The organism is Solwaraspora sp. WMMA2059, from assembly GCF_027497315.1.
Taxonomy (GTDB): domain Bacteria; phylum Actinomycetota; class Actinomycetes; order Mycobacteriales; family Micromonosporaceae; genus Micromonospora_E.
Genome location: NZ_CP114908.1, coordinates 5,703,348 through 5,716,528 on the forward strand (window position 1 = coordinate 5,703,348; position 13,181 = coordinate 5,716,528).

Genomic DNA, 13,181 nt, shown 5'->3' on the forward strand with positions numbered 1-13,181 from the left:
ATGGTGTGCGTGCACTCCGAATGAGATTCAGGTAACGCCCAGGTGTCCAGTCGGCGAAGGCGCGCCGACGACCGGGTAGCGGTCGAACCGAAGTAGGGCGCTCCCTCTCCGCAGGCGCGTTCACGAGCCAGCTGCGGTGGCCCGGCTGGACTGCCAGCGGCGCAGCGTGTCCTTGATCCGGTCGTTCTGTTCGTAGGTGCGGTCGAGTCCGGCGTACAGAGTGCCGAGGTCGTGGGCGATCCCGTTCGAGGAAGGCGGCGACCTCGCCGGAGTCCGGGCCGCCGCCGCGCCGGGTGACCGTCGGGAGGCGTCGGCGTGTTCGTGGCTGAACCTAAGTAGGGCGAAGTCAGCTGAGAACGCGTCGAGGTGAGGCTGACGCACGTCAAACGCGAGAATAACGTGCGTCAGCCTCACCTGATCATGGATCGACCCGCCACAGCCAGCGCAGGGCGTCCGGCAGCAGCACGCCGCTGTGGTTCGGGTGGTGGCCGCCGTCGCCGAGCACGAGCCGGAAGTCGTACCCCGCTTCCGCCAGCGCGGCCGCGACGCGCAGGTTGCTGGCGAGCCAGTTGTCCTCCGGCTCGTTCCAATTCAGGTCACGGTGCCCGGCCTGCAGGAAGATCCGCAACGGCTTGCCCGGGGTGTCCCTGATGAGCTCGGGGTAGGGGTTGCCGCCGGGCATCTGGACGAAGCTGGACAGGCAGCAGAGCACCCGGCGGAACCTGTCCGGGCGCAGCCAGGCAGCGGTAAAGGCACAGTTCCCGCCGCTGCTGATGCCACAGATCCCCCACTGCTCCGGGTCATCGGTGATCGGAAAGCGCTCCGTCACCTGCGGGACGATCTCGTTCAACAGCAGGTTGGCGTAGCGGTCGTCGAAAACGTCGTACTCGACGTTGCGCTGCCTGCGCCCACCGCCGCCAGCGCCAGGACCAGCACCGTCAACGCCAGCACCATCGTCAGGCAGAGCTCCGGGGTCGACGAAGAGGCCGACCGTGGGCGGGAGGTCGCCGTAGTGGATCAGGTTGTCCAGGACGATGCTGCCACGGACCTCGCCGGCCGGGTCCAGGTTCCACCAGCCGTCCTGGAACACCAACAGGGCAGCCGGGCGCGACGGGTCGTACCGCGCCGGCAGGTGCACCCAGAACTTCCGGAACGTACCCGGGTAGACGGCGCTGTCCGCCCAGTCGAACTCGATGGTCCGGCCGGCCGGCACGCCGGGCTGGCGTAGCGAGTCGGGGCCGTGCAGGTAGCGGACGTCGGACTGGTCGACCGGCAACGGCCGGAACGGCACCTGCACGGTGTTCAGGCGGTGGCCAGGGGTTCGAGGACGTCGCGGCCGCCGAGGTACGGCTGCAGCGCTTTCGGTACCCGTACCGAGCCGTCCGGCTGCTGGTGGTTCTCCAGGATCGGGATCAGCCACCGGGTCGTGGCGAGCGTGCCGTTGAGGGTGGCCACCGGCTGGGTGCGGCCGTCGGTGTCGCGGTAGCGGATGTTCAGCCGGCGGGCCTGGAAGGTGGTGCAGTTCGACGTGGAGGTGACCTCGCGGTAGCGGCCCTGCGACGGCACCCACGCCTCGCAGTCGTACTTGCGGGCTGCGCTGGTGCCGAGGTCACCGGCGGCGACGTCGATCACCCGGTACGGGATCTCCACCTTCGCCAGCATCTCCTCTTCCCAGGCGAGCAGCCGCAGGTGCTCCTCGTGCGCCTGCTCCGGCGGGCAGAAGGAAAACATCTCCACCTTGTCGAACTGGTGCACCCGCAGGATGCCGCGCACGTCCCGGCCGTACGAGCCGGCTTCCCGCCGAAAGCACGACGACCAGCCGGCGTAGCGCGTCGGGCCGTCCAGGGTCAGGATCTCGTTCGAGTGGTACGCCGCCAGCGGCACCTCGCTGGTGCCGACCAGGTACAGGTCGTCGGCTTCCAGCCGGTAGATCTCGCTGGCGTGCTCGCCGAGGAAGCCGGTGCCTTCCATCGACTCCGGCTTGACCAGCACCGGGGTGATCGTCGGGGTGAGGCCGTACTCGACGGCCTGGGCGATGGCCAGCTGCAGCAGACCGAGCTGCAGCAGCGCGCCGACGCCGGTCAGGTAGTAGAAGCGGCTGCCGGAGACCTTCGCGCCACGTTCGACGTCGATCGCGCCGAGCGCCTCACCGAGCGCCAGGTGGTCGCGGGGATTGTCGATGTCGGGGCGCTCACCGACCTCCCGCAGGACGACGTAGTCGTCCTCGCCGCCGGCCGGCGCGCCGGCCTCGATCAGGTTGGGGAAGGCCAACTGCGCCCGGCGCAGCGCCTGCTCAGCCTCGGTGGCGGCAGCCTCGGCCGCCTTCACCTGGGCCGACAACTCCTTGGTACGGGTCAGCAGCTCGGCCTTCTCGGCCGGGTCCGCCCGGGGCAGTCGCTTGCCGAGCTGCTTCTGCTCGGCGCGCAGCGCCTCGAAGGCCTGCACCGCCGCGCGGCGGGTCTCGTCGGCGGCGATCAGATCGTCCACCCGGGACTCGGACTCGCCGCGGGCACGCTGGCTGGCACGGAAGAGGTCCGGGTCGTCACGGAGCAGTCGGAGATCGATCACGGGAGTCAACGATACCGGCCCGCCGTATCGGCCCGCGCGCAGGTTTTCGGCCGGCTCACCAGCGGGACGTCCTCACCAGCGGGGTGTCTGATGCGGCGGGTTGTCCGGCCGGACGAACGGTGCGGTCGGCCCAACCGTCAGATCGGCGGGTGCACCCCCGCCCGGCTCCGGGCCGGGATCCGCACCACCGTCGGCGACCGCACCGCCACCTCCGGTGCCGCCACGGCCGGTCGTGGTCCGCCCGGCCAGGTACAGCGCCAGCAGCAGCGCGCCGACGCCGATCAGGCCGACGGTCACCGCCGTACCGACAGCCACCTGCACCTCCACCTCGGCGGGTACCCGCAACGCCGAACGGATCAGCTGGTCGCCGGTCAGCATCACCGTGACCAGCAGGGCGAGCAGCCCGGCACCGGTGGTCAGCCCGGCGATCCGTACGTCGGGTCGGATCCGGTGGGAGCCGAACAGTGTCAGTGCCGTGCAGACCAGCAACGCCAGCAGGCCGAGCAGGTACCCGGTGCCGTAGGTGCCGAGTTCGGCGAGCAGCACGGTGTCGGCGTAGGAACCGCCGTTTCCGGCGTCGATTCCGGGGATCTCGAAGTCCAGCCATTCGCCGCTGAGCGAGCCGGCCGCGGCGAGCACCCCGACGGCGGCGAGCAGCAGGCTCGGCAGGTTGCCGCGGCCGGCCGGGCCGAGTCGGGTCCCGGCCACGGTACGGGCCCGGTCGACCGTCGCGGCCGTCGCGCCGGACAGCCGGTCGGTGACAGCCGTCCAGCGTCCGGGGCCGGAGCCGGAGCCCGGGTCGGGGCCGTCGACCGGCGGGGTGGCGTCGCCGCCGAGTTCGAGCACCGCCGGCTGGTCGGCCGGCGGGCCGGAGGACGCCGGTGCCGGAGCCGGTGTGGTTCGGACCGCCGGCGGCACCGGCGTGGTCCGGGGTGGTACGGGTTCCGCGCCGCCGCGGCGGCTATCGTCGTCGGGCATCGGGGTCCTAGCCTCCTCGGTGACCTTGCACGGGCATCGTCGCGTCGGGCATCGAGGTGAGCTAGCGTCATGCCCATGCCTATCCGTACCGCATCTGCCCGCTGGCAGGGCAATCTGACCGAGGGTTCTGGCACTATCCGCACCGGGAAGGGCGGGTACGAAGGGAACTACTCGTTCCGGTCCCGCTTCGAGGAGGGCGAGGGCACCAACCCCGAGGAGCTGATCGGCGCCGCCCACGCTGGCTGCTTCTCGATGGCGTTCTCGAAGGGTCTGGCGGACGCCGGGTTCACCCCGACGTCGGTGCAGACCACCGCAAGTGTGCACCTGGACAAGACAGACGCCGGGATGACCGTCACCCGGATCGACCTGGAGACGGTGGGCGAGGTGCCCGGCGTCGACCCGGAGACCTTCCAGAAGCTGGCCGAGGCGGCGAAGGCGAACTGCCCGATCTCCCGCCTGCTGTCGCCGGGTGCCGAGATCACCCTGAACGCCAGCCTCTCCGTCTGACCGCCCGCCCACGACGCCACCCTGACGATCCTGGGCTTGTCCGGCACCGTCGAACGATTTCGCGTTCGCCGATATCTGGACAAGCCCGGGGTCGATACCGGAGCAAGCCCGGTGACCGATACCCAAGCAGGCCCGGAAACGCCTCGGGGAGCCGGTGGTGCGGCAGAATGGACCGATGCCGGTCGACATGAGCCGCGAGCGCTTCGAGGAGCTGGTCGGGGAGGCGCTGGACGAGGTACCGGCGGAGCTGCTGCGGCTGATGAGCAACGTGGTGATCCTGGTCGAGGACGACACCCCGCCGGGCGAGCCGGAGCTGCTCGGTCTGTACGAGGGACACGCGCTCACCAGTCGGGGCTGGGACTACGCCGGCGTACTGCCGGACCGGATTCTCATCTTCCGGCACCCGATCCTGCGGATCTGCGCGACCGAGGCCGACGTGGTCGACGAGATCGCGATCACCGTGGTGCACGAGATCGCCCATCATTTCGGCATCGACGACGAACGGCTACACGACCTGGGCTGGGGTTGACCAAGGATGGTCCGGCCGGGCGATGACGTGCGGTTGCGCGGGTTACCTACCCTTCGGTCGATCAACCTGACCAGGAGGAACCCATGCGCAGTGCCCTGTTCTCCGCCGATCACCTGGAGAAGGAGTCCGCCCAGCCCGGGCTGCGGCTGCAGAACTCCAAACTGCTGAAGATCGAGCTCAACGGCGAGGCGATGGCCCGGACCGGTTCGATGGTCGCCTACCAGGGCCACGTGCAGTTCCAGGCACTCGGCTCCGGCGGTCTCGGCAACTTCATCAAGCAGAAGCTCACCGGCGAAGGCGTACCGCTGATGAAGCTGACCGGCCAGGGTGACGTGTTCCTCGCCAACGAGGCCGCCGACGTGCACCTGATCGACCTGGAGCCGGGCGACGCGCTGTCCATCAACGGCTCCAGCGTGCTGGCCTTCGACTCCACGCTGCAGTACGACATCCGGATGGTTCAGGGGATGGGCTTCGCCTCCTCCGCTGGCCTGTTCAACTGTGTCTTCACCGGGCAGGGCCGGCTCGCCATCACCACCAAGGGCACCCCGGTCGTGCTCTCCGTCGACCAGCCGACCTACGTCGACCCGCAGGCCGCCGTCTGCTGGTCGGCCGGCCTGCAGACCGGCTACCACCGGGCCGAGCAGTTGGGCATCGGTACGCTGCTGGGCCGGCGCACCGGGGAGGCGTTCACGATGAGCTTCGCCGGCCAGGGATTTGTGATCGTCCAGCCGTCCGAGGAGCCGCCGGTGCGCGGCGCCGGCCAGATGCCCCAGTAGTCCGATCTCAGTCCGGGCGGCTCGGTCCGGCTGGTTCGGTCCGGGCGGCTCAATCCGGGCTGGCTCAGTCCAGCTGGCCGGCGCGGACCCGGGCCAGCCAGGCGGCTGCCTGCGCGTACTCGTCGTCGTGCCGGCCGGCCGGCCCACCCGTGGTGCGGCCGCCGGCCGCCGGCGGCCAGTCGTGCCGTGGGTAGGAGCCGAGGAACCGCACGTCGGCACAGACCCGCCGGAGCCCGCGCAACGCGTCGCCGAGCCGGTCGTCGGCGACGTGCCCGGAGCAGTCGAGAAAGAAGGCGTACCGGCCGAGCGCCTCCCCGGTCGGTCGGGACTCGATCCGGGTGAGGTTGACCTCGCGGACGGCCAGCTCCATCAGCACCGCGAGCAGGGCACCGACCCGGTCGTGGGCGATGTAGACCGCCAGGGTGGTGATGTCGTCGCCGGTCGGGGTCGGCGGCGGGCCGGGGCGCTGGACCAGGACGAACCGGGTCACCGCGTCGGCGTGGTCGGCGATCTTGTCGGCCAGCACGGTCAGCCGGTGGGCGCTGGCGCCGATCGGCGCGCAGATCGCCGCGTCGTACTCACCGGCCGCCGCACCGACGGCCGCCGCACCGTTGGACAGTACGTCGGCCACGGCGGCGTTCGGGACCTGCCGGCGCAGCCAGGACCGGCACTGGGTGGACGCCTGTGGGTGGGCGGCGACGGTGCGGACCCGCTCGAGCGAGGTGCCGGCGGGTGCGGCCAGCACGAAGTCGACCGGCAGCACCACCTCCTGGGTGATCACCAGCGGCTGGCCGTTGGTCAACTCGTCGAAGGTGACGCCGACCGCTCCGCCGACCGAGTTCTCCAACGGCACCAGGGCCGCGTCGACGTTGCCGGCCCGGACCGCGTCGAGCGCCTCAGGCACGCTGCGGGCCGCAACCCGATCGCCCTGCCGGGCCGCCGGGATCGTCAGCAGGGCCTGCTCAGCGAAGGTGCCTTCGGGGCCGAGGAAGGCGAATCGGGTCGGCGCGGGGACGGACATGCCGGCCAGCTTACGGAGTGGTCGGCGGGATCGGCACCGACTCGCAGGCGAGCGTACGGATCCCGGCCGGCGCGCCGACCCGGACCGGGATGACGCAGACGTCCGTACCGGCGGTGACCAACGTGAACGAGGTCGGCGACCCTTCGGTGACCACCTGCAACGGCTCCCTGGACGGGATCTGCACCACGGTGTACTGCCAACTGCCGGCGCAGCGGGGTGCCACCGGCACACTGACCTGGACGCCGGCCGGTAGCAGCCCGTCGGTGCGGCGCAGCAGCGCCACCACCTGGGCGGCGGATGGCCGCCCGGCGCAGTCGACGGCGACGGCCACCGGGAAGCCGTCTGCCGGCGCGGAACGGCTCGGAGAGGCCGACGGCACACCGGACGCTGACGGTGTGGGCGTACCTGGCGGTGCGCTCGACGGTGGGCCGGTCAGTGCCGGCGCCGGCGCCGGGTCCGCCGTCGAAGCGTCGACCCCGGGCGGCCGACCGCAACCGGCGAGTATCGATATGCCGACCAGCGCCGCGCTGATCGGCAGCAGTCCACGACCGGGTGCCCGGCTGCGCCGGACGGGGTGCCGGCTGCCGGTCCGAAACCGTTGACGTGCGGACAGCACCAGCTCATGGTACGGCTGCGCCGGCGACCCGGTGACCGCTGCCGGTCAGCGTGGCCAGGGCTTCGGACAGCCGGACCGTCGGCACCAGCAGATAGTCCGTGTCGAAGGTCGAGAATGCCACGATGTTGACCCGGGCTTCGGCCAGCGGGCCGGCGAGCGACGCGAGGACCCCGGTCAGCGCGAGGTCCAGCGGGCCGACCACCCGCAGGCAGCGCCATGGCGTCTCGACTTTGGCGTCGGGCGGCACCCGGTCGGTGCGGCAGATCACCGACACCTCGTCCTCGGTCCAGGTCACCGAGACGACTCCGGCGGTGGGGCCGGCCAGGAACTCGGCCGGCAGCGAAGATCCGGCCGGTAGGCGGCAGACGGCGTACTCCGCTGGCAGCAGGTCCAGGTCGAGCATGAGGGCAGCGTACGGCAGAGGCGTCGACCGGCGGGCCGGTCATCCGGCCGAGTACGCGGTGGTGATCGGGGCGAAGAAGGTGAGCGACCCGGTCACCTTCTTGCCGATCCACACCGGGGTGGCGATCGCGTCCACGGTGCCGTCGCCCTGCGCGGTGGCCGCGTCACTGTCGACTCGCAGCAGGCCGCGGGCGAGCCGCCCGGAGCTGAGCGCGAGCAGCGGCGGGATCTTGTCCACCTCGGTCTCGTCGAGCTCGCCGCGTTGCGCGGTGAAATCGACCAGCCGCAGGCCGGCCAGCAGCGGCCGGCCTTCGATCTGGCCGGGTTCGCCGAGGCCGAGCAGGTCGCAGCAGGACCGGGAGATCGCGGCGACGGTCAGATCCTGGCGCAGGACGAGACACGGTTCCAGCGCGGTAGCGGCGGTGGCCACCCACAGCTGGAAGTTGTCCACGCGCATCGGCTCGATCGGCTCGCGGGCCTGGGGGACCAGCGGTTCCGAGATCGAGAGCTCGACGTGCGCCACCCGCGCCTCCCCTGACTCAACCGGACAACAGCAACGCTATCCGGTCTCTGGCGGGTCCGTCGACTGATGCCGAGCAGGCGCCGGATCGGACGGACCTGGATAGCGGGTGCAGTCGTCACAAGCTGGCCGGCAACGGGACGTACGCCACAGAGAGGTCGTCAGCGCCTTCGCCCCGAAGGCTACCGCCGGCTGGTTGGCTTGTCAGCGGCTGAACGGCCGGCCCCGTACCACCGGTAGTCGGTCGCCGAGCGGAACGGAGCGGTCAGCCAGGTCTCCGGATGCCGGGCCACCTGGAACAGCTTCTCGGCAGTGGCCGAACTGATCCGGGTGCCTCCGGCGATTAGCAGCCGGTCCAGCTCCCGGTGGGTGGTGACCATGCACTCCTTGGGCAGCCCGTACACGCTGATCACCCCGGAACCGACGAAGGTGAGCACCGGGGCGACCGGGATGGTGTGCCCGACCGCGGCCGACATCGCCTTGCTCGCCCGCTTGGCATCCCGGCGGGCCTCGGCGACGTACGTCGGTCGCTTGCCGTTGATCTGCACCACGTCACCGGCGACCAGGACCCGACTGCGGCCGTGGTCGACGACGGTGACCGCGAAGAGTCCGCTGGGCCCGATGGCCAGGAACCCGGCGCGCTCCTCGCGGCCGGCGGTCTCCAGCCCGAGCATCCGGTCCGGGCTGTCGGTACGCGGCCAGTGCACCACGTGCCAGGACGGGCCGAGCTGGTCCAAACGGTTCAGCGCGCGGGCGCCGGCCGCCTCGATCCGCTTGGCGCCGCGCTCGGCCCGACGGCGTCGGGCCCACTCCATCGGCGACGGCCGGATCGCCTCCAGCGTGCCAGGTGGGGACTCCTCCATGGCCCGTTCGTCCGCTCGGTGGGGCAGCGCCCGTTGGGCGGGCAGCACGCGGCGCTCATGGAAGACAGTCATCACGACCTCCGGCAAAGGTCCCCTGGACGATGGACTACCAACTACCGTACGTGGCGACACCGGTACTGAAGCAAGACGCCAGGCCGGAGTGAGTAGGGATGAATGCCCTATTCACCCCACGACTCTTTCAACAGATGGTGCCAAACGACTGCCATAGGCTGCGAGTGTGACGCACTACGTCGACAGTGAGGTTGGCCACCTCCGGGTGGTCATGCTGCACCGTCCGGGCAACGAACTGGCCCGGCTGACCCCCCGCAACAGCGGGGCCCTGCTCTTCGACGCGATCCCCTGGGTCGCCGGCGCCCAGGCCGAACACGACGCGTTCGCCGCCGTGCTGCGCGAGCGCGGCGTCGAGGTGCTCTACCTGGAACAACTGCTCGCCGAGACGCTCGCCGCCAGCCCGGCCCGCGCCGAGGCGGTGGCGACCGTACTGGCCGGCCGCCGGCTGGGTGAGACCCTGCGCGACCGGGTCGCCGAGCAGCTCGCCTACCTCGACCCGGCCGGGCTGGCCCGGGTGCTCGTCGCCGGCCTGGCCCGTGGCGAACTGCCCCGCCGCGACGACCGGCCGGCCGGGCTGGTGCATGCCCTGCTGCGCGAGCACGACTTCATCATCGACCCGCTGCCCAATCTGCTGTTCACCCGGGATTCATCGGTCTGGATCCGCGACCGGGTCGCGGTGACCAGCCTGGCGATGCGCGCCCGCCGCCGGGAGGGCCGGCTCACCGACCTGATCTACCGGCACCACCCCCGGTTCGCCGGGACCGAGCTGATCCACCGGCCCGACCAGGAACACGTCGAAGGCGGAGACGTGCTGCTGCTCGCCCCTGGCGTACTGGCCGTCGGCGTCGGCGAACGGACCACACCCGCCGGGGTGGAGCGGCTGGCCCGGCGGGTGCTCGGCGACGGGCTGGCCCACACCGTCCTGGTGGTGCCGATCACCCAACGGCGGGCGACCATGCACCTGGACACCATCTGCACGCTGGTCGACGTGGACGCGGTGCTGATGTACCCGCCGATGGCCGAGGAGCTCGCCGCGTACACGGTGATCCGTACCGCCTCGGGCGACCTGCAGGTCGCCGGACCCGCGCCGTTCCTGCGGGCCGCCGCCGACGCGATGGACGTCGACCGGCTCCGGCTGGTCGGCACCGGGCTGGACCCGGTCACCGCGGAACGGGAGCAGTGGGACGACGGAAACAACACCCTGGCGCTGGCCCCGGGGGTGTGTGTGGCGTACGAGCGGAACACGGCGACCAACTCGCAGCTGCGCCGGGCCGGGATCGAGGTGGTGACGATCCCCGGCGCCGAGCTCGGGTCCGGCCGGGGCGGTCCACGGTGCATGTCGGCACCGCTGGTCCGCGATCCGCTCCGGCCCGAGTGACCGGCCGCCGGGTCAGCGCAGCGTGAGCTGCCGGCCCAGCAGGCCCTGCCGGGACCGGCGGGCGGCCGCGTCGAGCGGATCGGTGACGCCGGCCGCCGCCGCGAGCCGCTCGGCGAACTCGGCCAACGGCTGCTCCCACTCGGCGGCCTCCGGCCCGGACGGCAGGTCCCACACCGGCACCAGCAGCCCGTGGGCCCGGAACATGCCGGCGAACCGGGTCTGCGGACCCATCGGCAGGTCACCGGCGGCGCTCAGCCGGGCCAGCGTGTCCAGCGTCCGGTCCTCGTCACCGGGCAGCACCCAGCGCACGTGCGCCCGCTCCCCCACCCGGCACCAGTACGCGGCGGGCGCCGCCGCCATCCGGGTCGTCGGATAGATGGACGCGTCGGCCCGCTCCAGGGAGGCCTGCACCGCCGGGTTGGCGGCCGCTTCGGGCTCCACCCAGAACGCGAAGCTGTCGTGCACCTGGACCGTCAGCGCCCCGTCGGCGAGCACGTCCTGCAGCCGGGGGCCGGGGCCGGGCAGCGGCGGCACCGGGACCGTGTCGCCCGGCTCGGTCTCCAGCGCGGCCAGCAGCGCCGCCGCCAGGTCGCGGGAGACGTCCCCGGACTGGGCGTGCCGCTGAAGCCCGATCATGATCTGGCCGTCGGCCCGCACGACAGCCGGGGCCGCCATCGGCAGTACGGTGGCCAGCGTCACCGTCCGGTCGGCGTACTTGCCGGCCAGCTCGGGTTCGAGGGTCAGCGGCGCGGTGGCCGCCGGGACGAGCTCGCGCAGCGCGACCCAGTCCGGCTCGTCGGCCAGCCCGGCGAACGGCCGGGGCACGAATACGTCGCGGATCTTCTCCCGCTTGCCGCCGCTGGCGGCCCGGTCCTGCTTTCGGCGCTTGCCCACGGCCAGACAGCCTAGAGGAACCGGCCCGCCGCCGAGGGATCCGCCCGGGTCCAGGTGGGGCGCGACCCGGTGCCGGCTCGGCTCAGCCGGATTCCGGCTCGCCGATCTCGGCCCAGACGCAGCGGCCGGAGCCTGCGGGCTCGACCCCCCACCGGCGAGCCAGGGCGACGACGATGCCCAGGCCGCGGCCGTTGGGCGCGTCCGACGGGGCGGTCCGGACCTGCGGCACGTCCCCGGACCCGCCGTCGGTCACCCGCAGCAGGACCGTGCGGCTGTGCCGGCGCGGGGTCAGCTGCCAGGTCACCCGGATCATCCCGTCCGGCAGCGGCCGGGCGTGCCGTACGGCGTTGCCGACGAGTTCGGCCACGACCGTCATCACGTCGGACAGGAAGTCGGGGCAAATCCTGTCGGCCAACGTCCGGGCGAGCTGGTGACGGGCGAACCGGGCGCCGCTGGCATGGTGCGGTACCAGCACGCTCCATGCCCGTCCCGCCAGTGCCGAGGTCACGCCGCCTCCTCTCAGCTGCGGGGCAGCCGCACCTCGGCGACCGTACCCCCGCCGTCACGGGGCCGCAGGGACACCCAACCGTGCTGGCGCTCGACAATCTGTCGGACCAGGTAGAGGCCGAGTCCGGCACCGGGGTAACGGCGCTGGTCGCCCGATTCGCCCTGCCAGAACCGGTCGAACGCTCGTTCCACGTGTTCCGGACGTACCCCGATGCCGCGATCACTAATCCGCAAGGCCACCGAGCGTTCGTCGGCGATGGCGGTGACCTCGATCGGGCTGCCCGATGGCGAGTACTTGTCGGCGTTGGTGGCAAGTTCGGTGAGTACGGTGGTCAGGCTCGCCCGGTCTCCGGCCGCTTTCGGCAGGTCGTCTGGCAGCTCGACGGTGAGCCGCTGACGCAGTCCGGCGGGCAGATTCTCGACAGCGGCCCGTAGCGTCTCGACCAGATCGAACGGGGCGGACGGCGCGCCGACCGCCGGTCCCGAGTCATTGGCGGCGGAGAGCAGCCGGTCGACCAGTCGGGCCAGTTCGGTGGCCCGCTGCCCCAGCACCCGGGCGGCCTCCCGTCGGTCCCGGTCGGTCAACGACTCCCAGTGGTCGCTGAGGGTCTCCGCGTACCCTTTGATCACGGTGACCGGGGTGCGCAGCTCGTGGCTGGTGACCGCGATGAACAGGTCGACGTCGTGGTCGCGGTGGTGCTGGTCGGTGATGTCCCGGAAGGTGACCACCCGGGAGGCGACGAAGCCCGGTAGCTCCCCGGAGGTGATCCGCAGCCACCGGCCGTCCGGCAGCTGATGGTCCACGACCTGTCCGGGGGGTGGCACCGGGAACGGGATCGGTCGGTGCAGCCGGTCCTGTGCGGTGCTGCCGGTGAGCCGCTCCGCCGCCGGGTTCCACAGCCGTACGCAGGACTCGTCGTCGACGATGGCCAGTCCGTCGGCGAGCGCGGCGACCACCGGCCCGTCGCCGTGCACCGGCAGCCCGGTCTGGTCGCCGTACAGGTGGGCGATGCAGGACGCCAGGTAGGCGATCAGCGTGTGATGGTCAGGGCCGGCGCTGCGGTCCGGATCCGGGTAGTAGGCGTGCAGGCTGCCGATCAGCACCCCGCCGATCTCGGCGCGCGCGATCAGCATCCGGTGCAGTCCTCGGCCGGCGATCTGGTCGGCCAGGGCAGCGGTGAGCGCCGTCACCGGGAACTCGACGGTCCGCGGTCCGGTGAGCAGCCGGGCGGTGGTGGGTTCGTCGAGGTCGACGGGACGGCCGACCGACCACTCGGCGGCGCCGGTGGCGGCGATGATCCGTCCCCTGCGTGGCCCGTACTCGGCAAACGAGGTCCCGGCGGCGCCGAGTGCACGCTGCGCGAGCCGCAGCAGGTGGTGCAGGATCGGCAGCCCCGACTCACCGCTGTTGATCATGTCGAGGACGACGGTGTGTCCAGCGATCAGACTCGGATAGTCGGGGCGTTCCGGCATGCTTCGAGTCTGCCCGGTGCTGGCGGATTTGGGCAGTGCCGGGCCGCCGGTGCCGGGCAACTCGCGTCGGGCCGCCG

Annotated in this window: 16 protein-coding genes; 4 read left to right on the plus strand and 12 right to left on the minus strand. The window is 71.9% G+C overall.

Annotated features, from left to right (window positions below):
* Positions 1 to 120: 120 nt before the first annotated feature.
* From O7553_RS26215 to O7553_RS26230, 4 genes are all read right to left on the minus strand, one after another.
* Complete coding sequence (locus O7553_RS26215; protein WP_281552247.1) at positions 121 to 414, minus strand: hypothetical protein; 294 nt, start codon at positions 412 to 414, stop codon at positions 121 to 123.
* 4 nt (positions 415 to 418) lie between these two features.
* On the minus strand, positions 419 to 1,306 hold the full coding sequence (locus O7553_RS26220) for an alpha/beta hydrolase-fold protein (protein ID WP_281555760.1): 888 nt from the start codon (positions 1,304 to 1,306) through the stop codon (positions 419 to 421).
* Complete coding sequence (gene serS / locus O7553_RS26225; protein ID WP_281552248.1) at positions 1,303 to 2,568, minus strand: serine--tRNA ligase; 1,266 nt, start codon at positions 2,566 to 2,568, stop codon at positions 1,303 to 1,305. The genes O7553_RS26220 and serS overlap by 4 nt, the downstream gene beginning before the upstream one ends.
* 72 nt (positions 2,569 to 2,640) lie before the next feature.
* Positions 2,641 to 3,546: a hypothetical protein gene (locus O7553_RS26230; protein ID WP_281552249.1), complete on the minus strand. Its 906-nt coding sequence runs from the start codon at positions 3,544 to 3,546 to the stop codon at positions 2,641 to 2,643.
* Positions 3,547 to 3,621: 75 nt separating this feature from the next.
* Between O7553_RS26230 and O7553_RS26235 the strand changes: the two genes are divergently transcribed.
* From O7553_RS26235 to O7553_RS26245, 3 genes are all read left to right on the plus strand, one after another.
* Entirely contained in the window at positions 3,622 to 4,053 is a 432-nt protein-coding gene (locus tag O7553_RS26235; protein ID WP_123606752.1) for an OsmC family protein, read from the plus strand.
* Positions 4,054 to 4,228: 175 nt separating this feature from the next.
* Positions 4,229 to 4,582, plus strand: coding sequence for a metallopeptidase family protein (locus tag O7553_RS26240; RefSeq protein WP_281552250.1), 354 nt, complete (start codon positions 4,229 to 4,231; stop codon positions 4,580 to 4,582).
* 83 nt (positions 4,583 to 4,665) lie between these two features.
* Positions 4,666 to 5,358 (plus strand): AIM24 family protein, encoded by a 693-nt coding sequence (locus tag O7553_RS26245; RefSeq protein WP_281552251.1) that lies wholly within the window; start codon positions 4,666 to 4,668, stop codon positions 5,356 to 5,358.
* 64 nt (positions 5,359 to 5,422) lie between these two features.
* On the opposite strand, the gene pheA is transcribed toward O7553_RS26245, so the two are convergent.
* The 5 genes from pheA to O7553_RS26270 all read right to left on the minus strand — a co-directional run bounded on the left by pheA (position 5,423) and on the right by O7553_RS26270 (position 8,852).
* On the minus strand, positions 5,423 to 6,379 hold the full coding sequence (pheA, locus tag O7553_RS26250) for a prephenate dehydratase (protein ID WP_281552252.1): 957 nt from the start codon (positions 6,377 to 6,379) through the stop codon (positions 5,423 to 5,425).
* 10 nt (positions 6,380 to 6,389) lie between these two features.
* The gene (locus tag O7553_RS26255; RefSeq protein ID WP_348650031.1) at positions 6,390 to 6,995 is read right to left on the minus strand and encodes a hypothetical protein; all 606 of its coding nucleotides are present in this window, start codon (positions 6,993 to 6,995) and stop codon (positions 6,390 to 6,392) included.
* A 4-nt stretch (positions 6,996 to 6,999) separates the two neighbouring features.
* On the minus strand, positions 7,000 to 7,398 hold the full coding sequence (locus O7553_RS26260) for an ACT domain-containing protein (RefSeq protein WP_281552253.1): 399 nt from the start codon (positions 7,396 to 7,398) through the stop codon (positions 7,000 to 7,002).
* Positions 7,399 to 7,437: 39 nt separating this feature from the next.
* Positions 7,438 to 7,920 carry a hypothetical protein gene (locus O7553_RS26265; protein WP_281552254.1) on the minus strand — a complete coding sequence of 161 codons (483 nt, stop codon included), beginning with the start codon at positions 7,918 to 7,920 and terminating at the stop codon, positions 7,438 to 7,440.
* A gap of 179 nt (positions 7,921 to 8,099) precedes the next feature.
* A complete protein-coding gene (locus O7553_RS26270; protein ID WP_281552255.1) occupies positions 8,100 to 8,852 on the minus strand; it encodes a hypothetical protein in 753 nt (250 codons plus the stop codon).
* A 166-nt stretch (positions 8,853 to 9,018) separates the two neighbouring features.
* Between O7553_RS26270 and O7553_RS26275 the strand changes: the two genes are divergently transcribed.
* Positions 9,019 to 10,230, plus strand: a complete 1,212-nt coding sequence (locus tag O7553_RS26275; RefSeq protein WP_281552256.1) for an arginine deiminase — start codon at positions 9,019 to 9,021, stop codon at positions 10,228 to 10,230.
* A gap of 12 nt (positions 10,231 to 10,242) precedes the next feature.
* On the opposite strand, the gene O7553_RS26280 is transcribed toward O7553_RS26275, so the two are convergent.
* The 3 genes from O7553_RS26280 to O7553_RS26290 all read right to left on the minus strand — a co-directional run bounded on the left by O7553_RS26280 (position 10,243) and on the right by O7553_RS26290 (position 13,104).
* Positions 10,243 to 11,124, minus strand: a complete 882-nt coding sequence (locus tag O7553_RS26280) for a DUF5926 family protein (protein WP_281552257.1) — start codon at positions 11,122 to 11,124, stop codon at positions 10,243 to 10,245.
* Positions 11,125 to 11,206: 82 nt separating this feature from the next.
* Positions 11,207 to 11,632 (minus strand): ATP-binding protein, encoded by a 426-nt coding sequence (locus O7553_RS26285; RefSeq protein WP_281552258.1) that lies wholly within the window; start codon positions 11,630 to 11,632, stop codon positions 11,207 to 11,209.
* A gap of 11 nt (positions 11,633 to 11,643) precedes the next feature.
* Positions 11,644 to 13,104: a PAS domain-containing sensor histidine kinase gene (locus tag O7553_RS26290; protein ID WP_281552259.1), complete on the minus strand. Its 1,461-nt coding sequence runs from the start codon at positions 13,102 to 13,104 to the stop codon at positions 11,644 to 11,646.
* Positions 13,105 to 13,181 lie beyond the last annotated feature (77 nt).

Excerpts from the sequence above, each read along its gene's own strand:
- O7553_RS26290 (WP_281552259.1), bottom strand. The coding sequence starts at position 13,104 with ATGCCGGAACGCCCCGACTATCCGAGTCTGATCGCTGGACACACCGTC.
- pheA (WP_281552252.1), bottom strand. The coding sequence starts at position 6,379 with ATGTCCGTCCCCGCGCCGACCCGATTCGCCTTCCTCGGCCCCGAAGGC.
- O7553_RS26270 (WP_281552255.1), bottom strand. The coding sequence starts at position 8,852 with ATGACTGTCTTCCATGAGCGCCGCGTGCTGCCCGCCCAACGGGCGCTG.
- O7553_RS26235 (WP_123606752.1), top strand. The coding sequence starts at position 3,622 with ATGCCTATCCGTACCGCATCTGCCCGCTGGCAGGGCAATCTGACCGAG.
- O7553_RS26230 (WP_281552249.1), bottom strand. The coding sequence starts at position 3,546 with ATGCCCGACGACGATAGCCGCCGCGGCGGCGCGGAACCCGTACCACCC.
- O7553_RS26245 (WP_281552251.1), top strand. The coding sequence starts at position 4,666 with ATGCGCAGTGCCCTGTTCTCCGCCGATCACCTGGAGAAGGAGTCCGCC.
- O7553_RS26260 (WP_281552253.1), bottom strand. The coding sequence starts at position 7,398 with ATGCTCGACCTGGACCTGCTGCCAGCGGAGTACGCCGTCTGCCGCCTA.
- O7553_RS26240 (WP_281552250.1), top strand. The coding sequence starts at position 4,229 with ATGCCGGTCGACATGAGCCGCGAGCGCTTCGAGGAGCTGGTCGGGGAG.